Source organism: Streptomyces sp. CB02366 (assembly GCF_001905905.1).
Lineage (GTDB): Bacteria > Actinomycetota > Actinomycetes > Streptomycetales > Streptomycetaceae > Streptomyces.
In genome coordinates this window covers 656652-683426 of the sequence record NZ_LIVT01000002.1, presented here as the reverse complement: position 1 = coordinate 683426, position 26775 = coordinate 656652, and the positions used below count along the sequence as shown (strand labels likewise).

14 protein-coding genes and 1 pseudogene are annotated in these 26775 nt (G+C 74.6%); 10 read left to right on the top strand and 5 right to left on the bottom strand.

What is annotated here, in order from left to right; genetic code table 11:
- The first annotated feature begins 84 nt into the window (after positions 1-84).
- The 6 genes from AMK24_RS08480 to AMK24_RS08455 all read left to right on the top strand — a co-directional run bounded on the left by AMK24_RS08480 (position 85) and on the right by AMK24_RS08455 (position 10852).
- A complete protein-coding gene (locus tag AMK24_RS08480; RefSeq protein ID WP_079190459.1) occupies positions 85-1332 on the top strand; it encodes a CDP-glycerol glycerophosphotransferase family protein in 1248 nt (415 codons plus the stop codon).
- Positions 1333-1372: 40 nt separating this feature from the next.
- A complete protein-coding gene (locus tag AMK24_RS08475; protein WP_073766613.1) occupies positions 1373-2158 on the top strand; it encodes a methyltransferase domain-containing protein in 786 nt (261 codons plus the stop codon).
- 11 nt (positions 2159-2169) lie between these two features.
- The gene (locus tag AMK24_RS08470) at positions 2170-3036 is read left to right on the top strand and encodes a TylF/MycF/NovP-related O-methyltransferase (protein ID WP_199876398.1); all 867 of its coding nucleotides are present in this window, start codon (positions 2170-2172) and stop codon (positions 3034-3036) included.
- A 303-nt stretch (positions 3037-3339) separates the two neighbouring features.
- Positions 3340-6843 (top strand): bifunctional glycosyltransferase/CDP-glycerol:glycerophosphate glycerophosphotransferase, encoded by a 3504-nt coding sequence (locus AMK24_RS08465; RefSeq protein ID WP_073766611.1) that lies wholly within the window; start codon positions 3340-3342, stop codon positions 6841-6843.
- Positions 6840-9713: a bifunctional glycosyltransferase/CDP-glycerol:glycerophosphate glycerophosphotransferase gene (locus AMK24_RS08460; RefSeq protein ID WP_073766609.1), complete on the top strand. Its 2874-nt coding sequence runs from the start codon at positions 6840-6842 to the stop codon at positions 9711-9713. The genes AMK24_RS08465 and AMK24_RS08460 overlap by 4 nt, the downstream gene beginning before the upstream one ends.
- Positions 9710-10852, top strand: a complete 1143-nt coding sequence (locus AMK24_RS08455; RefSeq protein WP_073766607.1) for a glycosyltransferase — start codon at positions 9710-9712, stop codon at positions 10850-10852. Before AMK24_RS08460 ends, AMK24_RS08455 begins: the two co-directional genes overlap by 4 nt.
- Before the next feature lie 60 nt (positions 10853-10912).
- Here the strand turns inward: AMK24_RS08455 and AMK24_RS08450 are convergent, their stop codons facing one another.
- The 5 genes from AMK24_RS08450 to AMK24_RS08430 all read right to left on the bottom strand — a co-directional run bounded on the left by AMK24_RS08450 (position 10913) and on the right by AMK24_RS08430 (position 21044).
- A complete protein-coding gene (locus tag AMK24_RS08450) occupies positions 10913-13138 on the bottom strand; it encodes a bifunctional glycosyltransferase/CDP-glycerol:glycerophosphate glycerophosphotransferase (protein ID WP_073766605.1) in 2226 nt (741 codons plus the stop codon).
- A 204-nt stretch (positions 13139-13342) separates the two neighbouring features.
- A complete protein-coding gene (locus AMK24_RS08445) occupies positions 13343-14284 on the bottom strand; it encodes a carbohydrate ABC transporter permease (protein WP_073766603.1) in 942 nt (313 codons plus the stop codon).
- Positions 14281-15567 (bottom strand): carbohydrate ABC transporter permease, encoded by a 1287-nt coding sequence (locus AMK24_RS08440; RefSeq protein WP_073766601.1) that lies wholly within the window; start codon positions 15565-15567, stop codon positions 14281-14283. Before AMK24_RS08440 ends, AMK24_RS08445 begins: the two co-directional genes overlap by 4 nt.
- A gap of 100 nt (positions 15568-15667) precedes the next feature.
- Positions 15668-17032, bottom strand: a complete 1365-nt coding sequence (locus tag AMK24_RS08435) for an ABC transporter substrate-binding protein (RefSeq protein WP_073766599.1) — start codon at positions 17030-17032, stop codon at positions 15668-15670.
- Between the two features lie 322 nt (positions 17033-17354).
- The gene (locus AMK24_RS08430; RefSeq protein ID WP_073766767.1) at positions 17355-21044 is read right to left on the bottom strand and encodes an FHA domain-containing protein; all 3690 of its coding nucleotides are present in this window, start codon (positions 21042-21044) and stop codon (positions 17355-17357) included.
- A gap of 471 nt (positions 21045-21515) precedes the next feature.
- Here AMK24_RS08430 and AMK24_RS08425 point away from each other — a divergent pair, with 471 nt between their 5' ends.
- The 4 genes and pseudogenes from AMK24_RS08425 to AMK24_RS34640 form a co-directional block, all read left to right on the top strand.
- A complete protein-coding gene (locus AMK24_RS08425; protein ID WP_073766597.1) occupies positions 21516-23186 on the top strand; it encodes a serine/threonine-protein kinase in 1671 nt (556 codons plus the stop codon).
- A gap of 435 nt (positions 23187-23621) precedes the next feature.
- Positions 23622-24881 carry a serine/threonine-protein kinase gene (locus AMK24_RS08420; protein WP_073766595.1) on the top strand — a complete coding sequence of 420 codons (1260 nt, stop codon included), beginning with the start codon at positions 23622-23624 and terminating at the stop codon, positions 24879-24881.
- Positions 24882-24987: 106 nt separating this feature from the next.
- Positions 24988-26094, top strand: a complete 1107-nt coding sequence (gene prfB / locus AMK24_RS08415; protein WP_073766593.1) for a peptide chain release factor 2 — start codon at positions 24988-24990, stop codon at positions 26092-26094.
- A 331-nt stretch (positions 26095-26425) separates the two neighbouring features.
- A pseudogene (locus tag AMK24_RS34640) lies at positions 26426-26775 on the top strand (hypothetical protein); the annotation flags it as partial.

Genomic DNA, 26775 nt, shown 5'->3' with positions numbered 1-26775 from the left:
GCCGGTCCCGGGGTCACCGACGCTGACCCGAACGGGTGAACGCGGCCCGCCCGCCGTCCGGCCCCGCCAGTACGCTCGGCTCCCATGCCCACCCGAGCCGCCGTGAAGCGGTATGTCCGCAGCCACGCCCTGCGGGCCGTCTACCGCACCGACCTGCGCCGCCCGCTCGACCCCGGCCTCGCGGTCTACGGGGCGTACTGGAACCGGGGCGTCGCCTGCAATCCCGCCGCGATCCACGCCAAGGCGCGCGAACTGGCACCCCACATCAGGGGGTTGTGGGTGGTCTCCTCCCGGCACCGCGACCGGATGCCGCCCGGTACGCCGTACGTCGTCGAGGGCTCGCGCGCCTACTGGCGGGCCATGGCCACGGCCACCTACCTGGTCAACAACTCCAGCTTCCCCGGCGGTTTCGTCAAACGGCCCGGCCAGCGCTACCTCCAGACCCACCACGGAACCCCCCTCAAGACCATGGGGCTCGACCAGCGCGCGTACCCCGCCCTCGCCCGGAAGACCGACTTCGGCAAGATCCTCGCCCACGTCGGCCAGTGGGACGCCAGCCTCTCCGCCAACCCGCACTCCACCGGGGTCTGGGACCGCGTCTACCCGGGCGACTACGAGCGGCTCGACCTCGGGTATCCGCGCAACGACGTGTACTTCACCGCCACTTCCGAGGAGATCGCGAGGATCCGGGCCGGACTGGGCATCGCCGAGGGGCAGGTCGCCCTGCTGTACGCCCCGACCCACCGCGACTACCGGGAGGGCTTCGTCCCCGACCTGGACCCGGAGCGGCTGGCGCGCGAACTGGGTCCGGACTACGTGGTGCTGGTGCGGGCCCACTACTTCTACGGGCGGAACGCCGGGGCCGTCGCGCCCGGGGCGTCGCGGGTCCTCGACGTCACCGGGCACCCCCGTGTCGAAGAACTGTGCCTGGCCGCCGACGCGTTGATCACCGACTACTCCTCCCTAACCTTCGACTACGCCTGCCTGGACCGCCCGATCGTCGTCCACGCCCCCGACTGGCCCGCCTACCGGGCCGCACGCGGGACCTACTTCGACCTGCTCTCCGGCCGTCCCGGCGACACCCCCGGACCGGTCACCACCACCCCGGCCGAGCTGGCCGACGTGTTCCGCACGGGGGAGTGGTGTTCGCCGGAGGCGGCCGTGCTGCGCGCCGCGTTCCGTGAGCGGTTCTGCCCGTACGACGACGGGCGCGCGGCCGAACGCGTCGTACGGCACTTCTTCGCCCGGCCCGAAGAGGGCCCCGGCCGCACCGCCACCCGGATGGCTCATTCGGCCGCCGGTCCCGATTCCTCCGCCCCGCACGGTCGTTGAGCCCCACAGCCCGCTCGCCCCGCCATGTTGGGAGACGTCCATGCACCGGTCCGCCTACGAGCAGATGGAACTCTGCATCAAGGAGTACCTGCCCGTCGAAGGGCCCGTCGAGGGGCCCGCGTCCGGCAGGGGCGCCCGCCGGAGCGGCACGTACCGGGTCGTCGACCTCGGCTCCCGCGTCTCCGGCAAGCAGACCCGCACCCATCGGGCGCTCCTCGCCGGCCACCCCGTCGACTACTTCGGGGTCGACGTGCAGGACGGCCCCAACGTGGACGCCGTGATGGCGAAGCCGTACCGCATCCCGGCCCGCTCCAACAGCGCCGACGTCGTGCTGTCCGGGCAGGCGTTCGAGCACATCCCGTTCTTCTGGGCCTCGATGCTGGAGATCGCCCGGGTGCTCAAGCCCGGCGGCCACGCGTTCATCACCGCCCCCTCGCGCGGCCACGTCCACGACGCCCAGGACTGCTGGCGCTACTACCCGGACGGCTTCCGGGCCCTCGCCGCCCACACCCGGCTCGAACTGCGCGAGGCGTACACCGACTTCCCGCCGCGGCAGGGCATCTGGCACGACTACCGGGCCATCGACGGGAAGGCCGCCTACTGGGGCGACTCCGTGGGCGTCTTCCGCAAGCCCGAGCGCTATCCCCGCCTGACCATGTTCGCGGTGCGGGAGGTGGCCGTCTGGTGGGCCAACCGGGTCGGCGGCGTGGACGGCGTGCCGCTGCCCCCGCCGGTGGACGGCCGCGAACAGTGCGGCCGTCCGAAGTCCGTGCCCGCGCAGACGGCCTCACTCGAACAGGAGCCGCCCCGATCAATGGCAGGTTGACGAAAGATGACATGTGGCGCAAAGCGCGCGTACTGTCCCGGGGCATGGCTTGGCGCAACGCCGTCAACGGCGTCCTTCAGCAGCTCACCGGATACCAGCTCAGGCGCGTCACCGTGCCCGCCGCCCGCACCGCCCCCGCCCCGGCGCCGCCCGCTCCGGCGGCCCCCGCCCCCGCGCGGCCCAAGGCGAAGAAGCCGGCCCCCGCGTTCCCGGCGGACTACGACGACGAGGCGAAGGACGTCATCCGCGCGGTCAAGCCGTACTCGATGACCTCCCCGGAGCGGCTCAACGCCTTCATCCTCGCCACCCGGTACATCGCCCGGCACGGCATCCCCGGCGCCGTCGTGGAGTGCGGCGTCTGGCGCGGCGGCTCCATGCAGGCCTGCGCCCGCACCCTGCTGTCCGTCGGGGAGACCGAGCGCGACCTGTACCTCTTCGACACGTACGAGGGCATGACCCCGCCCACCGCCGAGGACCTGCGGCGCGACGGTCGGACGGCCCAGGAGCTGCTGGACGCCCAGGGCAAGGACCGGCCGATCTGGGCGGTCGCCTCGCTGGAGGACGTCAAGGCGGGGTTCGAGGAGGTCCCGTACCCGAAGGAGCGCGTGCACTACGTACGGGGCCGGGTCGAGGACACCGTTCCCGGCCAGGCCCCCGAGCAGATCGCGATCCTGCGCCTGGACACCGACTGGTACGCCTCCACCAAGCACGAACTGGAGCACCTGTACGACCGGTTGGTCCCCGGCGGGGTGCTCCTGATCGACGACTACGGCTACTGGCAGGGGTCGCGGCAGGCCGTCGACGAGTTCCTGGAGAAGACCGGGGAGCGGCTGCTCCTGCTCCGCATGGACGAGGGCCGGATCGCCGTCAAACCCTGACCCGCCCCCCTTTCCGGGGCCGCGCCGAGCACCGAGCCCCGTGCCCCTCCCGGTACGGGGCTCGAACACGCTCCGGGCGCGCCCCCGGGAGCGTGACTCCGCCCTCTCCGTCACCCGAACGGACCCCCTCGGGTGACCCGGCCATCCTGCGCGGGTTGTACCCGGTGGACCCGAACGGCCCCGAAGCCCCGTCGCGTCCGTGGCATCCCGTGCCCGAAGGCCCACCCGCCCCGGGCCGGAACCCCCGCCCACCGACGCTCATCCGCCCCGATGTCGTCCGCCCCGGAAGGATCGTGCGCCGCGATGGCACCCCGTCTCACCGTCGTCGTCCCCCTCTACAACGTCGAGGAGTACCTCGGTGCCTGCCTGACCTCGCTCGCCGAGCAGACCATGCCCGACCTGGAGGTCGTTCTCGTCGACGACGGCTCCACGGACCAAGGCCCGGAGATCGCCCGGGAGTTCACCGAACGCGACCCCCGATTCCGGCTGATCCGGCAGGAGAACGCCGGACTCGGCGCGGCCCGCAACACCGGGATCCGCGAGGCCTGCCCCGAAGCGGAGTTCCTGGCGTTCGTCGACAGCGACGACGTCGTGCCGCCCGGCGCGTACGCCCGGATGCTGGCCGAACTCGACGCCTCCGCCTCCGACTTCGCCACCGGCAACGTGCTGCGGCTACGGGCCGGCGGAGAGCTGGAGCAGTCCCCGATGTTCCGCAAGCCGATGGAGAAGGCGCGCCGGGCCACCCACGTCACGCGGGACTGGATCCTGCTCGGGGACCGCATCGCCTGCAACAAGGTCTTCCGCCGCGCCTTCTGGGACGAGCACGCCTTCGCCTTCCCCACCGGCGTGCTGTACGAGGACATCGCCGTCGTCCTGCCCGCCCACTTCCTGGCCCGGTCGGTGGACGTCGTCGAGGAGCCCGTCTACCACTGGCGCGACCGCGACGGCTCGATCACCACCCGGCGGGCCGTGCCCCGGGGCATCCGCGACCGGGTCACCGCCGTCACCACCGTCAGCCGCTTCCTCGCCGGGCGTTTCGAAGCGGCGGGAACGGGCGGGGCGAAGGGAGCGGCCGAGGCCAAGCGGCGGTACGACGCGCACGCCCTCTCCGGGGACCTGTGGCTGTTCATCGAAGCCCTGCCGGACGGCGACGCGGAGTTCCACGAGGCCTTCCTGGAGCACGCGGGCGCTTTCGCCGCCACCGTCGAGCCGGGCGTCCTCGCATCCCTGCCCCTGCACCTGCGGGTCAAGTGGCAGCTCATCCGCGAACGCCGCCTCCCCGAACTCCTCGCCCTCCTCGCGGACGAGAAGGAGGACCGGGACGCCTTCCACGTCCGCGGACGGCTCCGCCCCCGCGCCCACCACCCGGCCGTCCGTACCCCGCTGCCGCCCGCCGCCACCGCCCTGACCTCCGCCGACCTGCCCGTCCACGCCCACCTCACCGAGGCCGTCTGGCGGGACGGACTGCTGCGCCTCACCGGGTACGCCTATGTGCGCAACGCCCCCGGCGGACCGCCCCGGATCGGCTGGCTGCGCGCCGGGAAACGGCTCGTCCCCCTGCGGCTGCGCCCCGTCGGCGGCGAGGAGGCCACCGCCCGCTCCGGCCGCTCCCTGCACCGCTACGACCGCGCCGGTTTCGAGGCCGTCGTCGACCCGCGCGCCCTCGCGGCGAAGGCCGGCAGGGGCGCCGCGGGCCCCGGGCGCACGACCTGGAAGCTGGAGGCCCTCGTCGTCGGCGCGGGCCGCCCGCGCCGGGGGCCGATGCGGCTCGTGGGCGCCCCGGCCCCGCCCGCCGTGGTGTACACCGACGAGCGGACCCGGGTCGTCCCCGTCCTCTCCGGCAACAAACTGGAGCTGCGCACCGAACGCGTGGACGCCGTCCTGACCGGGCAGTCGGCGGTCGGGGACGCGGTGCGCCTGGAGGTGAAGATCCTCGGGACCGCCGGACCGGTCGCCCTCCGGCTCACCGAGTGGCGCACCAAGGAGACCCGGGAGTTCGCCCTGCGCGGCTCTGCCGGCACCCGTTCGGCCGACGTCCCGCTCAGCGCCTTCCGGGGCGAGGACGACGTCTGGGGCGTCCGCCTCGTCACGGAGGGACGGCCGCTGACGGTCGCCGCCCGGCCGGAGGGGCCGGACGGGCGCTATCCGCTGCCGGGCGGGCGGGAGCTGTCCGCGGCCCCCAACCCCTCCGGCGACCTCGTCCTCACCGACCGGCCCGTCCAGCCCGTCGTCACCTCCGCCGACTGGGCGGAGCCGGGCGCACTGGTCCTCGCGGGAACCTTCCCCGAGCCCACCGGCGCCGCCCATGAACTCGTCCTGCGCCACAGCGGCCACCACGAGGAGGCCGCCGTCCCCCTGGAACGGGCGGACGGCGACGGCTTCCGCGCCGTGCTCGCCCCCGCCGCCGTCGAAGGACTCGGCGGAGCCCTGCCGTTGGCCGAGGGGCGCTGGTACCTCTTCCTGCGCGTACCGGGGGAGCGGTCCCCGGAGGCGTACCGGCCGCTCCGCCCGAGCACGGCCCTCCACCGTTCCCTGCCGAGGCGCGAGCACGTCGGCGGGCGGGACTTCGTCCTCCAGCGGCGCTACCACGACCGGCTCGTCCTGGAGTCCGGCAGCGCCCTCCCCGCCGCGGAGCGGGGCGCGTACGGACAGCGGGTCCAGCGCGAACGGTACGCCGCGCTCCGGGCCCGCGCGGCGGACGAACTGCGCCCCGCCGTCCTCCTCTCCAGTTTCGACGGCCGCCAGTTCTCCGACTCGCCGCGCGCCGTCCACCGCGAACTGGCGGCGCGCGGAAGGGACATCGAGTACCTGTGGGTGGTACGCGACCAGCAGGCCGCCGTACCCGAAGGGGTCCGGCCCATCGCCCTGCACAGCGCGGAATGGCACGAGGCGCTGGCCCGCAGCCGGTGGATCGTCACCAACACCCACCTGCCGCAGTGGTTCGAGCGCGCCGAGGGGCAGTGCGTCGTCCAGACCTGGCACGGCACCCCCCTCAAGCGCATCGGCCGCGACCTCGCGGGCACCCCGCACGCGGACGCCGCCTACATGGCGTCCATGGAGCACCGGTCCGCCCAGTGGAACGTCCTGGTCTCCCCCAACAGCTTCTCCACCCCGGTCCTGCGCCGCGCCTTCGGCTACTCCGGCGAGGTCCTGGAGTGCGGCTACCCGCGCAACGACCTGCTGTACGCCCCCGACCGGGGCAAGGTCGCCGCCGCCGTACGGGAGAGGCTCGCGATCCCCGAGGGGCGGCGGGTGGTCCTGTACGCCCCCACCTGGCGCGAGGACCGGCCCCGGCAGGGCGGGCGGTACGCCCCCGACCTCCCCCTGGACCTGGAACAGGCCCGCCGGGCCCTCGGCGACGACCACGTCCTGCTGGTCCGGCGGCACTACCTCGTCGGCGGGAGCGTCCCCGACACCGCGTTCGTCCGGGACGTCTCCCGCTATCCGGACGCGGCCGAACTGCTGCTGGTCAGCGACGTCTTGGTGACGGACTACTCCTCGATCATGTTCGACTTCGCACAGACCGGCCGCCCCATGCTCTTCCACACCCACGACCTGGCCCACTACCGCGACACCCTGCGCGGCTTCTGCTTCGACTTCGAGCGCCGCGCCCCCGGGCCCCTGATCCCCGACTCCGCCGGCGTCGTCGCCGCCCTGCGCGACCCGGAGGCCGCCACCGCCGGGCACCGCGACGCCTACGAACGGTTCCGCGAGGCGTTCTGCGACCTCGACGACGGGACCGCCGCCGCCGCGGTCGTCGACCGGATGCTCAAGGGAGACCGGACGCCCGAGGGGGGAGAGGCGTGAGCGACTTCAGCTGCGTCATCACCGGCGAGGGCGAAGGGCCGGGCGGCGCGGACGCCCTGCGTGCCTCCGTCGCGTCCGTGCTCGGCCAGTCGCTGCGCGGGTCCGAGGCCGTCGTGGTCCTCGCCTCCACCGCCGACCCGGCCGTCCGCACCGCCGCCCGCGCCCTCGCGGACCGGTCCCCCGACCGGGTCCGCCTCGTCCACGCCGACCCCGCGGCCCGCACCGCCGGGGCCCTGCGCAACGCGGGCCTCGACGCCGCGACCGGCCGGTACCTCCTGGTCCTCGCCCCCGGCGAACGCCTCCACCTCCACGCCTGCCGCAACCTCTGGCAGGCCGGCGAGACCAGCCGCGCCGACCTGGTCGCCGGTCGCTGGAGCCGGGCCGCCGACGAGGGCGGCAAGGAGCGGGAGCCGTCCTGGCAGGGCGAGTTGTACGCCCGCTCCCGCACCCTCAACCGCTTCACCGAGGCGCCCGGGCTCGTGGTCAGGGACGCCCTGGTGACCGGTTTCTGCCTGCGTCGCGAGGCCGCCCGGCGGCACGGGCTGCGGTACGAGGAGGACCTGGCGCACGGCGAGATCCTGTTCGGGCCGCTCGCCGCCGCCTCGGTCGGCCGGATCGCCCTGGTCCGCCGGTTGATCGTGACCGGCCGGGCCGTCCCGGACCGGGCCCGCGACCTCGCCGCCCTCGTCGAGGCCCACCACCGGGTCGCCAACACCCTCCTCGCCCACGGACTGCCCGGCCTGCGGGCGGAACGGGAGACGGCGTTCGCCCGCGACCACCTGGTGCCGCTCGCCCGGTCCTTCCCCCGGCTGCCCGCCGCCCGCCGCGAGCGGGCCGCCGCCACCGCCGCCCGCGTGCTGACCGGGCCCTTCCGCTCGGGCGTGCCGGAGCTGCCGCCGCTGGAGCGGGTCGCCGTCGCCCTGCTGGCCCGGGGCGACGCCGAAGGGGTCCTCGCCGCGGCCTACGCGCTGAGCCGGCCCGCCATCGTGTGCGCGCCCCTGACGGCGGGGCCGGGCGGGCGGATCGCCTGGGGCGGCGACCCGGAGGACCCCGCCTTCGACGTCACCGGCCTCGGCCACCAGTACCGCAGGTTCGGCGAGATGCGGCTGATGAACCGGCTCACCCGCGCCGCCGCCGAGGAGGGGGACCTGCTGCTCGAAGGCCGCCTCGTACTGCCCGGCCACACCGGCCCCGGCCCCGGCGACCCCCTCGCCGCAACCCTGGAGTTCCGGGCCCGGGGCGGGGCGCGCGCCGTCGCGTTCCCGGTCGAGGACGTCCGCCACGACGGCGACGGGATCACGTGGCGCGCGCGGATCGACGTCACGCGCCGCCTGCGCCCCCTCGGCCTCCGCGACACGGCGTGGGACGCGCGGCTGACCGTGCGGGCGGGGGGCGCCGACGGCCCCCGGTCCGTCAGCGATCTGTTCGCCCCGCAGGACCAGGTGGCGCCGGGGGACCGGTTCGCCGCCCGCCCCCGCCTGGGGCGGCTCGCCGGGGACACCTGGGAGCCCTACGTCACGCTCAAGGACCACTTCGCGCTCCGGCTGACCGCCCGCCGCCGCCCGGCCCGCACCGTCCACCGCCTGGTCCGCTACGCCACCCGCTTCCGCCCCGCCCGCAAGGCCAAGCTCCTCGTCCGGGCCCTGCGCAAGCGGCTGGACCGCTACCGCTCCCGCGGCTTCAAGGCCCCCGTCTACAACACCTGGCTCACCCGCCTCCCCGTCCGCCGGGGCTCCGTCGTCTTCGAGAGCCACATGGGCACCTGCTACGGCGACAGCCCGCGCGCCCTGTACGAGGAGATCCGTCGCCAACGCCTGAAGCTCCGCGCCACCTGGTCCTACGACCCCTCCCCGGCCGGTTTCCCGGACGGCGCCCGCCTCGTACGCCGCTGGTCCTGGCGCTATCTGTGGGCGCTGGCCCGCGCCGAGTACTGGGTCGACAACCAGGGCTTCCCGCAGCACCTGCGCAAGCCCCGGCACACCACGTACCTCCAGACCTGGCACGGCTCCGCGTACAAGCGGATGGGCTTCGACGAGACCCGCGTACGGCTCCAGAACGCCCCGCAGCGCGACCGGCTCCGACAGGCCGTGGACCGCTTCGACCACTTCCTCGTCCGCTCCGAGCACGACGTGGCCACCCTCGCCCGCGCCTACCGCCTCCCGGAGGAACGCCTCCTGCGCACCGGCTACCCGCGCAACGACGCCCTGATCGCCGAGCGCCACCGGGCGGAGACCGAAGGACGGCTGCCCCGCCCGGCGCTCGCGGCGGAACTGGGGCTGGACGACCACCGCAGGACCGTGCTGTACGCCCCGACCTTCCGGGGCGGGCCCGGCAAGCAGCACAGGAGCCGACTCCTGCTGGACGTAAGGGAGTTCGCCGAGCGGTTCGGCGACACCCACACCCTGCTGGTGCGCTCCCACTACCTGGAGTCCGCGCGGCTGCCCGTCTGTCCGCCCGGAACCGTCGTGGACGTCTCCCGCCACCACGACACCAGCGAACTCCTCGCGATCACCGACGTGTTGATCACCGACTACTCCTCCATCATGTTCGACTTCGCCCTCCTGGACCGGCCCGTCGTGCTGTTCGCCCCCGACCTCGACGCGTACGCGGCCGAGCGCGGCAGCTACTTCGACCTGCGGGAGAAGGCGCCGGGGCCGGTCGCCGCGACCCGGGAGGAACTGTTCGAGATCCTCGCGGAGCTGAAGAGGACCGATGTCCGGTGGGCCGACCGGCGCCGGGAGTTCGTCCGGCGGTTCGGGCCCTACGACCGGGGCGACGCCGCCCGCAGGACCGTCGCCGCCGTCTTCGGGCCCAAGGTCTGCCGGGACGCCCGCCACATCACCGACCACGACCGGGGGGCCGGCCGATGAGCCGCGACATCTTCATCGTCTCCAACAGCACCGACGAACTCGGCGGCGTCACCGGCTGGATGCACCAGACCGCCCGCCTCTTCGCCGACCGCGGCCACCGGGTCCACGCCATCGGCATCCACGCCTCCGACCTGAAGATGGCGCTGCCCGAGCAGCCCGCCCACCCCGTCACCGCCCTCTACCCCGCCCACCCCCCGACCCCCTGGACGCCCCACGGCGTCCGCGACCGCTTCCGCCTCCCCACCCGGCGCAAGGAGGCCGCCCGGGCCGCCGCGAAGAAACGGGCGGTCGCCCGGCTCTCCGGGATCTTCGCCGGGGCCCGCCCCGGCGCGGTCGTCATCGTCACCCAGGTCTGGGCGATGGAATGGGTCGGGGAGGCCGACACCACCGGGCTGCGCGTCATCGGGATGAGCCACGAGTCCTACGACTACTCCCGCGCGAGCCACCGCTACCGCTGGATCAAGAACCACTACAAGGACCTCGACCACTGGCTCGTCCTCACCGAGGAGGACGCCGACCGGTGGGCCGGGGACGGCATGAACAACGTCGGCTTCCTGCCCAACGCCCTCGCCCGCCTCCCCGCCGTCCCCTCCCCGCGCAGCGGGAGGACGGTCGCCAGTATCGGGCGGCTCAGCGACCAGAAGGGCATCGACCTCCTCCTGGACACCTGGGCGCTGGTCGCCCCCGCCCGCCCCGACTGGCGGCTGCGCGTCTACGGGGCGGGCGAGGACGAAGCCGCGCTCAAGGCCCAGTGCACAGGCCTCGGCCTCGACGGTTCCGTGGAGTGGATGGGCCGCACCGACGACGTGGAGGGGGCCCTCGCCGACGCGTCCGTCTTCGTGCAGTCCTCCCGCGGCGAGGGCTTCCCGCTCGCCCTGCTGGAGGCGATGGCCAGCGGCGTGCCCTGCGCGGCCTTCGACTGCGCGCCCGGCGTCCGCGAGATCGTCCGCGACGGCGAGGACGGGCTCCTGGCCCCCGCCGGGGACGTCGACGCCCTCGCGGACCGGCTGCTGCGGCTCACCGGCAACCCCCGCCTGCGCGACGCGATGGGGGCGCGCGCCCGGTCCGGCGTCCAGCGGTTCTCCGAGCCGGAGACGCTGCGCCGCTGGGAGGAGCTGTTCGCGTTCCTCGAACGCTGAGCACCCGTGCCGCGGGGGCGGTCCGGGGCCGAGCACCCGTGCCGCGGTGCGGTCCGGGCCTCAGCCCCGGACCGCCCCCACGGCCCCGTCCTGCGCGGGCAGCGCCGCGGGCGTCCGGCGGGCGGCGTACGGCACCGGCAGCGGCAGACCGTCCGTCTCCCCGAGGAAGACCCGCCGCACCACCCGCTCGGCGGCGTACCCGTCGTCGTACGGGCAGAACCGGGCCCGGAACGCGGCCCGCAACTGCGCCGCGTGGGCGCCGCGCCAGTGGTCCGTGGTGAAGACGTCGACCAGCTCGTCCTGGCTCCGGACCACGATGCCGGGCGGGAAGGCGGTGATGTCGAAGTACGTGCCCCGGGCCGCCTCGTACGCCTCGACGTCGTCGAGGTGCAGCACCACCGGGCGGTCCAGGTTGACGTAGTCGAACATCAGCGACGCGTAGTCGGTGATCAGCGCGTCCGAGGCGAGCGCCAGCGTCTCCACCGACCGGTGGGCGCCGACGTCGATGATCCGGGGGTGCGGTGCGCGGCCGGCGGGGTCCGCCGGGCGGGGCGCCCGGGACAGGACCACGAACCGCGGGCCCAGCAGCCCCAGCAGCCGCTCCAGGTCGAGGCCGGGCCGCTGGATCCGCCGGTAGTCGCGGGGCGCCGGGGCGTACAGCAGGGCGGTCGCGCCCTCCGGGACGCCCAGCGTCTCCCGCAGCCGCGCCACGTCGCCCGCGCCGGTGCAGTGGTACACGTCGTTGCGCGGTGAGCCGTACTCCAGCGTCGTGTACGCGGACGGATAGGCCCGCTCCCGTACGAGGGTGGAGTGCGGGTTCGCCGAGAGGGAGAAGTCCCAGGTGTCGGCCGAACGCAGCAGCTCCTCGAAGTCGGCGCCCCGGGCGGCGGCGGGCCGGTCCAGCAGATCGACGCCCACGGTCCCCAGCGGCGTGCCCTCGTGCGTCTGCAGCACGGTCTGGCCCCGCCGCTTGACCAGCCCCCGGTCGAAGGAGCCGTCGTTCACCAGATAGGCCGAGCGGGCCAGCGCCGTCCAGTGGGCGAACGTGCCGGGCGCGAGGTGCCGGGCGCCGGTCGGCACGGTGTGGGCGTCGGCGGGCCGGCAGATCCAGGACGTCCGCATACCCGGCACCAGCTCGCGGACCTTCGCCTCGATCGCCGCGGGGCTGCCCGTGTACCCCCGGCCGCTTCGGGCGGTGAACACCGCGTCCCGGGTGCGCAGCGGGAGCCGCGACTGGATCCGGTAGTGCGCCCGCAGCGCCGCGGACCGCACCGCCCGGCGGGCGGCCGCCGCGCCCGTGCGCAGCCGGCCGCCGAGGTGCTGGGCGCCCGACAGGGCCTGGTAGGTGCGCCGCGCGCCGAGCCGCAGCAGTCCGTGGCGCAGCAGCGCGCGGCGGGAGGCCGGGGCGCCGGGGGTGCGGTAGCGGCGGCAGGAGGCGGTGGCCCGGCGGAAGAACGCGGCGCGGCTGTGGGGCGGCAGCCGGTCCCGGGAGGCGTACAGGGCGGTGAAGTGGTCCAGCATGCGCCGGAATATCACCGGTCGCCACCGGGCGAGTTCCGGGCGCGCGTCGATGAACGCGAAGACCCGGTCGTACTGGTCGAAGACGTCGAAGTGCCTCTCGCTGGTGGTGGAGAGGATGTTGCCGCGGCGCCGCTGCCGGTAGGAGACGCAGACCGCGTCGAGCACCGCGATCGACCCGGCCGACATCAGCACCGGGTAGGTCCAGGGGGTGTCCTCGTAGTAGCCGGGCGGGAAGGCGAACCCCTCGGCCTCGACGAAGGCGCGGCGGTACGCCTTGTTCCAGACGACCATGAGGAGCCGCAGCAGCTCGGGGCGGTCGGTGAGCCGGAAGCGGGCGGGGCCGGCCTCGTGGAGAAGGCCGCCCAGGACGTTGCGGACGCTGCGGCCCGTCCAGTACGTACGGGCGTAGTCGTACATCAGGACGTCGGGCTCGCCGGTCGCGTCGATCCGGTCGGCGATGGCCTGGAGCGCGTCCGGCAGCAGGGTGTCGTCGCCGTCGAGGAAGATCAGGTAGTCGCCGGACGCCCGGCCCAGCCCGGCGTTGCGGGCCGGCCCCAGGCCCCTGTTGCGGGGCAGGTGGAGCGCGGTGACGCGGGGATCCCGGCGGGCGTACTCGTCGGCGATCGGCCCGCAGGCGTCGGGGGAGCAGTCGTCGACCACGATGATCTCGTAGTCCTTGAAGGACTGGGCCAGTACCGAATCCAGACACGCGTGCAGATACGCCTGGACCCGGAACGCGGGCACGATGACGGAGAACCGGGGCACTACACATCCATGGGTCGATCGTTCGCGGGAACCAGGCAGAGCGCAAACGTCGGATGGAATGACAGGGTTACGTCGGACGTGGCAATCGGGGGACGCGGACGCCGAAGCGGCCCGGTTCCGGGGAACCGGGCCGCCGCGTGTTGACGTACGTCTGTGCGTTCCGGGGGCGTACGTACGGGACGGCGTACGGCCGCGGGACGCCGGCTACTTGACCGCGCCCGCCATCACCCCGGAGACGAACTGCCGCTGGAAGGCGAAGAACACCACCAGCGGGATCACCATCGACACGAACGCGCCGGGTGCGAGCACGTCGATGTTGTTGCCGAACTGGCGTACCTGCTGCTGGAGTGCCACGGTGATCGGCGGCGACCCGGAGTCCGCGAAGATCAGGGCGACCAGCATGTCGTTCCACACCCACAGGAACTGGAAGATCCCGAGCGAGGCGATCGCCGGACCGCCCAGCGGCATCACGACCCGGGTGAAGAGACGGATCTCGCCCGCCCCGTCGAGCCGGGCGGCCTCCAGGAGTTCCCGGGGGATCTCCGCGAAGAAGTTCCGCAGCAGGAAGATCGCGAACGGCAGGCCGAACGCCGTGTGGAACAGCACCACCCCGAACGTCGTCTCGAAGATCCCGATGGTCCCGAACAGCTCGGAGACCGGGATCAGGGCGACCTGCACCGGCACCACCAGCAACCCGACGACCAGCAGGAACCACCAGTCCCGGCCCGGGAACTCCATCCACGCGAAGGCGTACCCGGCGAGGGAGCCGATCACCACCACCAGCAGGGTGGACGGCACGGTGATCATGACCGTGCTGAACAGCGATCCGGTGATCGTCGAATTGTCCAGAATCCGCTGGTAGTTGTCGAAGGTCAGCTCGGACGGGGCGGTGAAGACCTTCCACCAGCCGGTCGCCGCGATGTCCTGCGGCCCGCGCAGCGAGGACAGCAGCAGGCCGATGGTGGGCATCAGCCAGAACAGGGCGACCAGGATCAGGAAGACCCGCATCACCCCGCCGCCGGCCTTGGCGGCGATCCGCGCGGCGGGGGACCGCCCGGCCCTGGGGGCCTCGGCCCGCCCGGCGTCCGGGGCCCCCGCCCTCCGGCGGCCGATGCGCGCGGCGTCCGCTTTCGGTGCACTGCTCATCGCCGTCCCTCCTTCCGGATGCGGCGGATGTTGAACAGCATCACCGGGATCACCAGCAGCAGCAGGAGCACCGCGATCGCGCTGCCGATCCCGAGATCCGCGTCCGTGCCGAACGAGGACCGGTACAGCTGGAGCGCCAGGACGTTCGCGTCGTCCTGGGAGGAGCCCGGCGCGATGATGAACACGAGGTCGAAGACCTTCAGCACGTTGATCATCAGCGTCACCAGGACCACCGCCAGCACCGGCGCCAGCATCGGCACCGTGATCCGGCGGAACACCTGCCACTCGTTGGCCCCGTCCACCCGGGCCGCCTCCAGCAGTTCGCGCGGCAGACCGGCCAGGCCCGCCGCGATCAGCACCATCGCGAACCCGGCCCACATCCACACGTAACTGCCGATGATCCCGGGCGTCACCAGGGACGGTCCGAGCCAGTCGACGCCGTTGTAGGGCTCGCGGAAGTTGTCGGCGGGCAGCCGGAGCTGTGCCCCGTCCGCCGAGGCGGGCAGGGTGAACACGCCGTCCGCCCCCGCCGTCGCCGAGGCGACGACCTTCCCGTCCCTCACCGCCTCGACCGTGAGGCCCTTGAGCCCCAGCTCCTTCGGGTCGACGACGTTCGGCTTCCCGCCTCCGCCCCGGGTGAAGTCCAGCCAGGCCGTCCCGGTGATCTCCTCCCCGGAGGCGGCCGAAGACCCCCGGGCCGGCCGCGCGTCGCCCGGCATCTTCGCCGGGGCCACGCCCACCAGCGGAACCAGCAGCGGGCGGTCCGCCCGAATCGGCTCCTTGGACACGTACGTCCCGCCCTCGCCCTTCTCCAGCGGGTGCACGGGCAGCGGGCGGGCCTTGGGGAAGCCGGCGGAGGCGTTGAACGTGTCGTGCACGCTCACCGCCACCGCGTTGGCGACGCCCCGCTCGGGGGCCTGGTCGTACACCAGCCGGAAGATGATGCCCGCCGCCAGCATCGAGATCGCCATCGGCATGAAGACGATCAGCTTGAACGCGGTGCCCCAGCGGATCCGTTCGGTCAGCACCGCGAAGACCAGGCCCAGCGCGGTGGCGACCGTGGGGGCGAAGACCACCCAGATCGCGTTGTTCTTCACCGCCGTGAGGATGGTGTCGTCGGTGAACAGGGCGGTGTAGTTGTCGAACCCGGCGAAGCCCGTACCGGCCTGGTCGAAGAAGGACCGGTAGACGGAGTAGCCGATCGGGTAGACCACCAGCGCCCCGAGCAGCACCAGGGCGGGCAGCAGGAACGCCGCCGCGATGACTCTGCGGGTGCCCGTCACCCCCCGGCCCGGCTTCTCCGGGCCGGGGGACGGGCGCGGACTCGTCTCGTCGGCGGGAGGCGCCGCACCGGCGCCTCCCGCGGTCGCTGTCGTCACGGCGTCAGCTCTTGTACGCCTTGGCCGCTTCGGCCTCCAGCTGCTTCTGGGCCCCCGCGATGTCCTTCGGATTCTTCAGGAAGTCCTGGAGGATCTTCCACTCGCCCTTGCCGGGGGTTCCGCCGAACGACTGCGGGGCCTGGTCGGACATGTCGAACCGGACGTCGTCACCCGCGTCGATCAGCGCCTGCGCCATCGTGCGCTGCACGTCGTTCGGGTACGCCTTCAGGTCCAGGCCCTTGTTCGGGGAGATGAAGCCGCCCGCCTCGGCCCAGATCTTCGCCGCGTCCGCCGACGCCAGCCAGGTCAGCAGCGCCTGCGCGCCCTTGGTCTCCTTCAGCGCCACGGCCGCGTCGCCGCCGGTCACGACGGGGGAGTCCGCGCCGACCGCCGGGAAGGGGAAGACCTTGGCGTCCGTACCGATCTTCGCCTCGGTCTGCGCGATGTTGATGGAGACGAAGTCGCCCTCGAAGACCATCGCGCCCTTGGGCTGGTCGCCCCCGGTGAAGGTCTGGGTCACCGATGCCGGGAACTCCGTCTGGAGCGCCCCGTCCGCACCGCCCGCGATCAGCTCCGGCCTGCCGAACAGCTCGGCCAGCGTGGTCAGCGCGTCCTTCACGGACGGGTCGGTCCACGGGATCTCGTGCTTCGCCAACTGGTCGTACTTCTCCGGGCCCGCCTGCGAGAGGTAGACGTTCTCGAACCAGTCGGTGAGGGTCCAGCCGTCCGCGCCGCCCACCGAGACCGGGGTGACGCCCGAGGCGGAGACGGTCTCCGCCGCCGTCAGGAAGTCCTTCCAGGTCTTCGGCTCGCTCGCCCCCGCGTTGTCGAACGCGGCGGCGTTGTACCAGATCAGCGACTTGTTGGCGGCCTTGAAGTACACCCCGTACTGGGTGCCGTCCACCGCGCCGAGGTCCTGCCAGACCTTCGCGTAGTTCTTCTCCAGCTGGGCCTTCGCCTCGGCCCCGACCGGCTTGGCCCACTTCTTCGCGGCCGCCTGCTGGATGGCGCCCACCTGCGGGATCATCGCCACGTCCGGCGGCTGCTGGCCCGCGATCTTGGTCCCCAGGAAGTTGATGATCGGGTCCTGCGCCGGGACGAACGTCACGCTCGCGCCCGTGCGCTTCTCGAACTCGTCCAGGACCTTGGTGAAGTTCTCCTGCTCGGGCCCGGTCCAGACCGCGGCGACGGAGACGTTCTCCCCGTCCAGCTTCGGCAGGCTCACCGTGGGCGCGCTGTCCGTGCCCTTCCCGGAACCGCCGTCCGTCTTCTTCTTGCCGTCGCCGTCGCCTCCGCAGCCGGTGAGCGCCAGAGCGCCGACCGCCGTGAACACGAGGGCGGCCCTGCGTATCGAGAAGGTTGTGCTCATTCCTGCCCCGTCTCTTCCGTACGAGTCCGGCCCCGTCGACGTGGCCGGACCGCGTCGTCCGTGCGCACAGTCCTACGCCGGGCGCACCGGCCCCGCAATACCGCGGAAGGGGCCGACGGGGTGATCGTGATGGCCTCGTGACGTCATGTCAGGGCATGTCGGAACTCCGCTGGGGAAGGGGTAGGAGCGGGCCTCCCACAGCCGTGCCCGAAGGGGGGGCGACGCCCCGCGGGGATTCGGCCGGGCACGGTGAACGGGCGGAGCGGGAAAGGGCGTTGGCCCACCGCCGGGTGAACGGGCTGGAGCCGGGGAGCGGTCGGCCTCAGGGGGTGAACGGCACGAGCGCGGGCAGGCGTTCGGCGTTCACCGAGCGGGCCGCCCGCTCCAGCGCGCTGGCGAGCAGCGCCAGGTCGGTCGGTCCGTTGCCCAGCTCCCGCACCGGGCGCCGGGCCGGCGGGTCGCCCATCCGCTCCCACTCCAGGGGTACGACGGTGGGCCGCAGCGTCGCCGTGCGCGGGATGCGACCGGTGACCCGGCCTCCCTGGAACGGCGTCACCCGCCCGTCCGGGTGCCCCAACCGCCCCCGCCCGGGAGCCGGTTCGTCCGGGGACGGCGGCAGCACCGGGGCGTCCAGCACGATGCGCAGCCGGGCGCCCCGGGCCAACTCGGTGTCCTCGGTGCGGTCGGGGCGCGCGGAGGCGGCGACCAGGTGGACGCCGAGCCGTCCGCCGTCCCGGGCCACGGCCTCCAGCGCCCGCACCACCGAGCCGGCGGCGGGCCGGCCGGGGGAGCCGAGCGCGGGGGCGACCAGCGCGTCGAAGTCGTCGGCGAGGACGACGAGGCGGGGCAGCGGGGACGGGCCCGGGTCGGCCGGGCGGGCCGCGGCCGGGCGCAGCCGCAGGGTGCCGGTGGCCGGGGAGTCCAGGTCGCCCAGGCGCTCGGCGCCGGACGGCGGACGGCGGCCCACCACGCGTCCGGACTCCGCCCGGCTCTCCTGCCGGGCGTGCCGCTCGTGCCAGGCCGCGAAGTCCAGGTCGCCGAGCAGCTCCGCGCGCCGCTTCAGTTCGCCGCCCAGCGCCTGGGCGAACTGCCGCATCCGGACCGGGTCGTACGCCCTGAGGTGGCCGAAGACGTGCGGCAGCTCCGTACAGGGGAGCAGCCCCTCGCCGCGGTCGCCCTGCTCGCCGCCGGCACCGTCGACCAGCAGGATCCCGAGCCGGTCGGGCCGGGCCGCGGAGGCGAGCGAGGCGGCGACGGCCCGGAGCAGTTCGGTGCGGCCGCTGCCCGGCGGGCCCTCGATCAGCAGGTGCGGGCCCTCATCGGCGAGATCGACGCTGAGGGGGCCCCGGGGCCCCGCGCCGAGCACGAGCACGGGCCGCGCGGCGCCGGGCACGGCGGCCCGGCCCGGGGCGGCTCCGTCGGCCCCGTCGGCCCCGGGGGACACGGCCGCGGCGGAGGCCGGGCCGCGCCCCGGCCCGGCCTGCCCGGCCCCCGGGCCCGACGCGGAACGCTGAGCGCCCAGCTGGGGCACGCGTCCCGAGTCCCGGGAGTCGAGGGACGGATACGGCGTGCGGCCCGAGTCGCGTGCGTCCGGCGGCGGGTACGGCGTGCGGTCCGGGTCGGGGGCGCCGGCGGCCGGGTACGGCGTGCGGCCGGAATCGTGGTGCGGGGAGGAGGCCGCGGTGCGCTGGGGGCCGACGCGCGGGCCCGCGCTGAGGGTGCGCCCGGAGTTCGGGCTGTCCGCCTCCGAACGGGACGGCGCCGCCGCGACCCGGGGCGCCGTGGCGCCGGGCCGGGCCTCCGCCGTGGACGCCCAGCGGGCCATCAGGGAGGCCGGTGTGGCGCGGGCCAGGCCCAGCTCGTCCAGCAACCGGGCGGACGGCGGCAGCGCCGCCGTCGTCGGGCGGCCCGCCAGCGCGGTCGAACCCTCCTCGCGCAGGGGCGCCAGGGCCCGCCCGAACCGCTCGGCCCAGGCCGCCGACACCGCGTCCACCGCGGCCACCGTGCCGTGCCCCGCGGCTTGCCCGCCCGCCGTGCGCAGCAGGCGCAACGCCGTGGCGACGTCCCCGCTCAGCAGGGCGACCGCCCCGCACTCCCGGAACGCTATGGACGCCCGGCAGGCCGCCTCGTACGTCGCGGCCACCGGAGAGGTGGGGGAGGCGGCCGGGGTCTCGGCCAGGCAGATCAGGTGGACACCGCCCGCCGCGCCCGCCCCGGCCAGCCGCGCCGTGGTCTCGCGCAGGAACGCCGTACCGGGGTCGCCGTCCAGGACGACCACCGTGTGCGGCCCCGTGTGGGCGCGGGCGGCCTCGGTCAGGGAGGCCCGGTCCAGGTGCGGCCAGCCCGGGCCGAGGGGGCCCTCGTCGAGACGGCGCACCAGCTCCGCCGTACGGGCTTCCGCCTGCTCCCGCTCGTAGGCGAGGAGGAGACGGCAGTCCTGGCCGTGCGTCGGGCGCAGGTGCGGCAGCCACCCCAGCCAGGACCACTCGCGCCGCCGCTCCTCCAGCGGGCGGGAGCGGTCCGTGCTGATGAGGACGATCTCCAGGTCGAAGGGCGAGTGCAGCGCGGCGAGCTGCGCCACCGTCGCGCGGGCCAGCCCCGCCAGCCGGGCGCGCGGGCCGGCGAGACCGAGCGAACCGGCCTCCCGCAGCCCCACGGTCACCGGTACGGCGGGCACCTCGGCCCGGTCCGTGGTGCCGAGCCGCACCACCAGGGCCTCGGGGTGGTCCGGGTGGCGCTCCCAGAGCCGGGGCCCGGGGCCGAGCGCGGTCAGCAGCACGGCGGCCGGGTCGGGCCAGGTGCCCTCGGGGGCGGACGGCCGGGCGGAGAAAGGGGAGCCGGGGGAGGCGGGGGAGGCGAGGTGCCCGGCCCCCGAAGGGCCGCCCGGGGGATCGTCGAAGCCGCTCGGGGAGCCCTGGGGGCCCGTATCGAAGCCGTGACCCGTCGGTCCGGCGGCCGGCGCCGGATCGCCCGGGGCGCGGGAGGCGGCGTACGCGTCCGGGGCGGCGGGCCCGTCGGCGCCCGGCTCGGGGCCCGTCGCCTGCTCGTCCTTCGCGCCGCCCTTGAACCGCCTCGCCCAGGCCCCTATGCCGCGCCGGGGCGCGGGGGGCCCGGCGAACCGCTCGCCGCGGGCACGGGTGCCGGACTCGGAGCGCCCGCCGCCCGCCCCGGACTCCGCCCGCTCCGGCCACGACTCCGCGTCGTCGTACGCCCCGGCCCTCTCCGGCGCCGGGGCGGCGGAGGCGCGGGACGGGGAGGGGGAGGCGGCGGAGAACGGGGGCCCGGACGAGGCCGCGGCGTACCCGGGGCCGTCCTGCTCGGGGGCGCCCGGCCCGAAGGGCGTACCGGCGGAGCGGCCCCTCTCGGCGCGGGTCACCCGCAGGTGCCCCTCGCCGTCCGGGGCGGTCGTCAGCCTCGGGGGCCGGGAGCCCGGGGCGAGGCGGAGGGCGGACTCGCCGAGCCGCAGCAGCGCGCCGGGGGCGAGGCGGACCGGCCGCTCGCGCACTTCGACGCCGTCCAGCGAGGTGCCGTTCGTCGAACCGAGGTCGGCGACCGAGACCCGGCCGTCGTCGGAGACCGTCACCGCGCAGTGCAGCCGGGAGACGTCCGGGTCGTCGAGGGGGACGTCCGCGTCCGCGGAGCGGCCGATCCGGATCTGCCCGCCGTGCAGCAGGTGGACCCCGCCCGCGTCCGGCCCCGCCACCACGTGGAGCTGGGCCGGAACCGCGTCGTCCGTCGCCTCGTCGTCCCCGGGGACCTGGAGCGAGAGGACCGCGCCGTCCACCAGCGGCGGTTCGCCCAGCGCGATGCGGTGCCCGTCCAGCCGCTCCCGCCCGGCGAAGAGCACGACGGCCCCGCCGCCCTGGGAGCTGTCGGGGCCCGACACGGCGGCGGCCAGCTGCGAGGCGACGGCGGCCAGCGCCGTCCCGGCGGGGGCGGTGACGAGCACGTCGCAGGTGCGCGCCGGGGTCTGGCCGCTGCGCGGCGCGAGGACGGTCAGCCGGATCTGCATCGCCGTCAGCGGTCCCTTCTGCGCGAGGGTGCCCGGCAGGGGAAACGCCCGGTGGTTCCCCCCACCCGGCACGGACACGTCGTCCGTACAGGTCGTCACGGACCGCGGGACTCCGCGTCCGCAGATCCGTGCTGCAGGCATCCTCGCACCTGCCGCTGACAACACGCCCGACGGCCGCCTTCAAATGATCTTGAATGGTCGGCTGTGGGCGCAAAACTGCCTGCTTGCGTCCGGATTCCGCTGCTCGAAGGGGCTTCTGGTGGGTAGGCGACCCTGTTCCGGCCGGAAACCCGCACACGTGATCGAACGCTCGCCCGATGTCCGGCCGCCCGTGCGGCAACCTTCGGCCCGGTCTGCGCGTCTTTCCCCGAAACGTGAGCCCCCTGCGCCCCGTTCGGCGGCATTACAGTGGGCCGGAACATCCGGGCCCCGGAGGGGCGTGAGCACCACGATCAGCAGGGAGCGCATGACGTGCGGCCGGTAGGCAGCAAATACCTGCTCGAGGAGCCGCTGGGACGCGGCGCCACGGGCACCGTCTGGCGAGCCCGCCAGCGGGAGACCGCGGGCGCCGAGGCGGCCGTCGCGGGGCAGCCCGGCGAGACCGTGGCCATCAAGGTCCTCAAGGAGGAGCTGGCCAACGACGCCGACGTCGTGATGCGGTTCCTGCGGGAGCGCTCCGTCCTGCTGCGGCTCACCCACCCCAACATCGTGCGCACCCGCGACCTGGTCGTCGAGGGCGATCTCCTCGCCCTGGTGATGGACCTGATCGACGGTCCCGACCTGCATCGCTACCTCCGCCAGAACGGCCCGCTCACCCCGGTCGCCGCCGCCCTGCTCACCGCGCAGATCGCGGACGCGCTCGCCGCCAGCCACGCCGACGGCGTCGTCCACCGCGACCTCAAGCCGGCCAACGTGCTGCTCGACGAGCGCGACGGCGGCATGACCCCGATGCTCACCGACTTCGGCATCGCGCGCCTGGCCGACTCCCCGGGCCTGACCCGGACCCACGAGTTCGTCGGCACGCCCGCCTACGTGGCGCCGGAGTCCGCCGAGGGCCGCCCCCAGACCTCCGCCGTCGACATCTACGGCGCCGGCATCCTGCTGTACGAGCTGGTCACCGGTCGCCCGCCGTTCGCCGGGGCCACCGCCCTGGAGGTCCTGCACCAGCACCTCAGCGAGGAGCCCCGCCGGCCCTCCACCGTCCCCGCCCCGCTGTGGACGGTCATAGAGCGCTGCCTGAGCAAGGACCCGGGCCGGCGGCCCAGCGCCGAGAACCTGGCCCGCGGTCTGCGTACGGTCGCCGCGGGCATCGGCGTCCACGCCAACTCCGCCCAGATCGCCGCCGCCGACGGCGTGGGAGCCCTGCTCGCCCCCGACCCGGCGCCCACCGCCGTCCCGGACACCCCGGGCGCGGCCGACCCCACGCAGGTGCTCCCGGGCAACGCGGGCTCCTTCGACCCGGCCGCCGCCACCAGCGTGCTCCCGCAGACCGGCCAGGGCGGCCGGGGCGGGCCGGGCCAGGGGCCCGACGCCGACCCGACCGCCGTCATGCCGCCCGTCCCGCAGCGCCCGGACGGGCCGCCGCAGCCGGACGGACCGCACCCCTGGCAGTCGCAGCTCCAGGCGGCCCGCGACCGCAACGAGCAGACCCAGGTGCAGTACCTGGACCCGAGCCAGGACCCCCTGCGCCGCCGTCCCCAGCGCCAGCAGCCGCCTCAGCAGCCGCAGCAGCAGCGCCGCCAGCCGCCTCCGCAGCACCAGCAGTACCCGCCGCAGCGGCAGCACCAGCAGCCCCAGCCGCAGCGCTACCAGCAGCCGCCCCAGCCCCAGCGGCAGCAGCAGTACGCGCCACAGCCCCAGCAGCCGCAGCCGCCGGCTCCGCGACCGCCGCGCGAGCCGCGCCCGCCGCGGCAGCGCAGCGCCAACCCGATGCGCATCCCCGGCCTCGGCTGCCTCAAGGGCTGCCTGTTCACCGTGGTGCTCCTGGTCGTCGCCGGCTGGCTCATCTGGGAGCTGACCCCGCTCCAGGACTGGGTCGCCCAGGGCAAGGGCTACTGGGAGGCCATCGGCGACGCGATCGGCACGGTCACCGACTGGATCTCCCAGCTCGGCGAAAGCACCGAAGGCCCGGGCGGGGCCTGAGCCGTCGCCTTCGCGGGGCCCGGCCCCGCGCCCGGGCAGGGGGCTTGAGCCCACGCCTTCACAGGGCCCGGCCGCTCCCGCAGGGCCTGGCCCCGCGCCCGGGCGGAGGGCCGAGCCCCCGCCCTCACGGGCCCGATCCCGCGCTTTCGCGGGGCCCGATCCGCGAGCGGCGGGGCGGCCTCCGCCCGCCGCCGCGCCCCGGCGGACCCCGGGCCCGCAACGGCCTGGGGCGGGCCCGGTCCCGGCCCTTCGGCGGGGACCGGGCCCGCGGCCGCCTGGGCACGGATCCGCCCGTCATCCTGTCCCTTTGTCGACTTCCCCGGGCCCATTCCGCCCGCAGAAGCCGAGGTCGACGCCATCCTGGGCGCGCGACACCCCGAACGCCGCGTAACTTTGTCGACCGGGGGTCCACCGCCAGCCGCTGAGGGAGCAGTCGTGGCACGGAATATCGGCAGCCGGTACACGGCCCACCAGATCCTGGGGCGCGGCAGCGCCGGCACGGTATGGCTCGGCGAAGGGCCCGAGGGCCCGGTGGCCATCAAGCTGCTGCGTGAGGACCTCGCGTCCGACCAGGAGCTCGTGGGCCGCTTCGTACAGGAGCGCACCGCCCTGCTCGGGCTCGACCACCCGCACGTGGTCGCCGTCCGGGACCTCGTGGTGGACGGCAACGACCTGGCCCTGGTCATGACCCTCGTGCGCGGCACCGACCTGCGCACCCGCCTGGACCGCGAGCGCCGGCTCGCCCCCGAGGCCGCCGTCGCGATCGTCGCGGACGTCGCCGACGGCCTGGCCGCCGCGCACAGGGCCCAGATCGTCCACCGGGACGTGAAGCCGGAGAACATCCTGCTCGACATGGAGGGTCCGCTCGGCCCCGGCGGCGCCCACCCCGCCCTGCTCACCGACTTCGGCGTCGCCAAGCTCATCGACACCCCGCGCCGCACCAAGGCCACGAAGATCATCGGCACGCCGGACTACCTGGCCCCCGAGATCGTCGAGGGCCTTCCGCCGCGCGCCGCCGTCGACATCTACGCCCTGGCCACCGTGCTCTACGAGCTGCTCGCCGGGTTCACCCCCTTCGGCGGCGGCCACCCCGGCGCGGTGCTGCGCCGCCATGTCACCGAGACCGTCGTCCCCCTCCCCGGCATCCCCGAGGAGCTGTGGCAGCTCCTGGTCCAGTGCCTGGCCAAGGCCCCCGCCTCCCGGCTGCGCGCCTCGGAGCTGGCCGTACGGCTGCGCGACCTGCTGCCCCTGCTGGCCGGGATACCCCCGCTGGAGGTCGACGAGCCCGGCCCCGACGAGCCCGATGAGAACGACCAGCGGCCCGACGCCTACGACGAGCAGCAGTACACCCCGGCCGCCGAGGAGCCCCGCCGCCGCGGCGCGGTCCCGCTGGTGCCCGGCTCCGCACCCGACTCCAACCGCGACACCCACACCAGCATGCGCGTCCCGGCCCCCGACGAGCTGGCGGGAGGCCCCCTCGGCACCGCCCGCGCCCCCCGGGCCCCCGGGAAGCCCCGGCCCGGGTCCGCCCGCAACAAGGCGGCCGCCGTCCGCAAGCGCCGCCTCGCCCTCGCCGCCGCCGCCGTCGCCCTCTGCGCCGCCATCGCGGTCGGCGGCCGGCTGGCCTCCGGCGGCGACGGCGACGGCGACCCGGCCCCCCGGGACGGCGGGAACTCGGCCCCCGCGGCCCCGTGAGCGCCCCCGGCGCCCGGACCCGCTCCCGGGCCTGTTCCCCCACCCGTTCCCGGACCTGTTCCCGGGGGAGGGCGAGCTTCAGCCGCCATGCCGTTACGCTGGTCCCGTGGCAGTCGTCGATATTTCCGAAGAGCTGAAGTCCCTCTCCTCGACCATGGGGTCGATCGAGGCCGTCCTGGACCTGGATGCGCTGAGGGCCGACATCGCCGCGCTCGAGGAGCAGGCGGCGGCGCCGTCCCTCTGGGACGACCCGGAGGCGGCGCAGAAGATCACCAGCAAGCTTTCGCACCTCCAGGCCGAGGTCCGTAAGGCCGAAGCCCTGCGAAGCCGTATCGACGATCTCGGCATCATGTTCGAGCTCGCCGAGGACGAGGGTGACGCCGATGCGCTCGCGGAGGCGGAGACCGAGCTGGTGTCCGTCCGCAAGGCGCTGGACGAGATGGAGGTCCGCACGCTCCTCTCCGGCGAGTACGACGCGCGCGAGGCCCTGGTCACCATCCGGGCCGAGGCCGGCGGCGTCGACGCCGCGGACTTCGCCGAGAAGCTCCAGCGCATGTACCTCCGCTGGGCGGAGCGGCACAACTACAAGACCGAGGTCTACGAGACCGCGTACGCCGAAGAGGCCGGCATCAAGTCGACCACCTTCGCGGTGGAGGTGCCGTACGCCTACGGCACGCTCTCCGTCGAGCAGGGCACCCACCGCCTCGTGCGGATCTCGCCCTTCGACAACCAGGGCCGCCGCCAGACGTCCTTCGCGGGCGTCGAGGTCCTGCCGGTGGTCGAGCAGACCGACCACATCGAGATCGACGAGTCCGAGCTGCGCGTGGACGTGTACCGCTCCTCGGGCCCCGGCGGACAGGGCGTCAACACCACGGACTCCGCGGTCCGTCTGACCCACCTGCCCACCGGCATCGTCGTCTCCTGCCAGAACGAGCGCTCGCAGATCCAGAACAAGGCGTCCGCGATGAACGTCCTCCAGGCGAAGCTCCTCGAGCGCCGCCGCCAGGAGGAGCAGGCCAAGATGAACGCCCTCAAGGGAGACGGCGGCAACTCCTGGGGCAACCAGATGCGTTCGTACGTCCTGCACCCGTACCAGATGGTCAAGGACCTGCGCACCGACTTCGAGATGGGCAACCCCGAAGCGGTCTTCAACGGCGAGATCGACGGCTTCGTCGAAGCCGGCATCCGCTGGCGCAAGCAGAGCGAGAAGTAGCCTCCGCGCTACGGAGGCCGGGCCCGGACAGGCGACTGTCCGGGCCCTTCCGCGTTGGGGAGGAACGGTGCCCGATGCGTCACAGTCGTGCTTCCGAATAGCCGTCAACACCCCTCATACCGGCGTCTAGTGCACGGAACGGCCTTGACGTAGTCCTTAACTCTGGCCAGGGTGCTAGAGCAGCATGCGTATGTCCGGGACGGGTGCGAACCAGGGGGCGGGCGGAGAGACCACGGCACGACGTGGCCTTGCCGAGAGCGATGCCCCGCAGGGCCCACGGCCCGCATACCGCTGCTCCATGACGAGATTCAGCTACTGGGGGTAGCAACACATGACGAAGAAGACGCGTGTGCGCGTCGCGCGGATCGCCGCTGGCGCGGTCATCGCCGCGGGCGCCTCGCTGACCGCGGCCGGCGCGGCCCAGGCCGTCGGCATCGGCGTCGACAGCGGCATCGCCGACGTCGAGGTCCAGGCGGGTGTGCTGGGCGGGGACGACAGCGGTGCCTCCGAGGGCAACGAGAACCCGCTCGGTGGCGCTGACGTCGGCGGTGGCGACCAGGGTGGTGGCGACCAGGGTGGTGGCGACCAGGGCGGTGGCGACCAGGGCGGCGGCGACCAGGGCGGTGGCGACCAGGGCGGTGGCGACCAGGGCGGTGGCGACCAGGGCGGTGGCGACCAGGG

Excerpts from the sequence above, each read along its gene's own strand:
- AMK24_RS08475 (WP_073766613.1), top strand. The coding sequence starts at position 1,373 with ATGCACCGGTCCGCCTACGAGCAGATGGAACTCTGCATCAAGGAGTAC.
- AMK24_RS08480 (WP_079190459.1), top strand. The coding sequence starts at position 85 with ATGCCCACCCGAGCCGCCGTGAAGCGGTATGTCCGCAGCCACGCCCTG.
- AMK24_RS08465 (WP_073766611.1), top strand. The coding sequence starts at position 3,340 with ATGGCACCCCGTCTCACCGTCGTCGTCCCCCTCTACAACGTCGAGGAG.
- AMK24_RS08430 (WP_073766767.1), bottom strand. The coding sequence starts at position 21,044 with ATGCAGATCCGGCTGACCGTCCTCGCGCCGCGCAGCGGCCAGACCCCG.
- AMK24_RS08445 (WP_073766603.1), bottom strand. The coding sequence starts at position 14,284 with ATGAGCAGTGCACCGAAAGCGGACGCCGCGCGCATCGGCCGCCGGAGG.
- AMK24_RS08470 (WP_199876398.1), top strand. The coding sequence starts at position 2,170 with ATGTGGCGCAAAGCGCGCGTACTGTCCCGGGGCATGGCTTGGCGCAAC.
- AMK24_RS08455 (WP_073766607.1), top strand. The coding sequence starts at position 9,710 with ATGAGCCGCGACATCTTCATCGTCTCCAACAGCACCGACGAACTCGGC.
- AMK24_RS08435 (WP_073766599.1), bottom strand. The coding sequence starts at position 17,032 with ATGAGCACAACCTTCTCGATACGCAGGGCCGCCCTCGTGTTCACGGCG.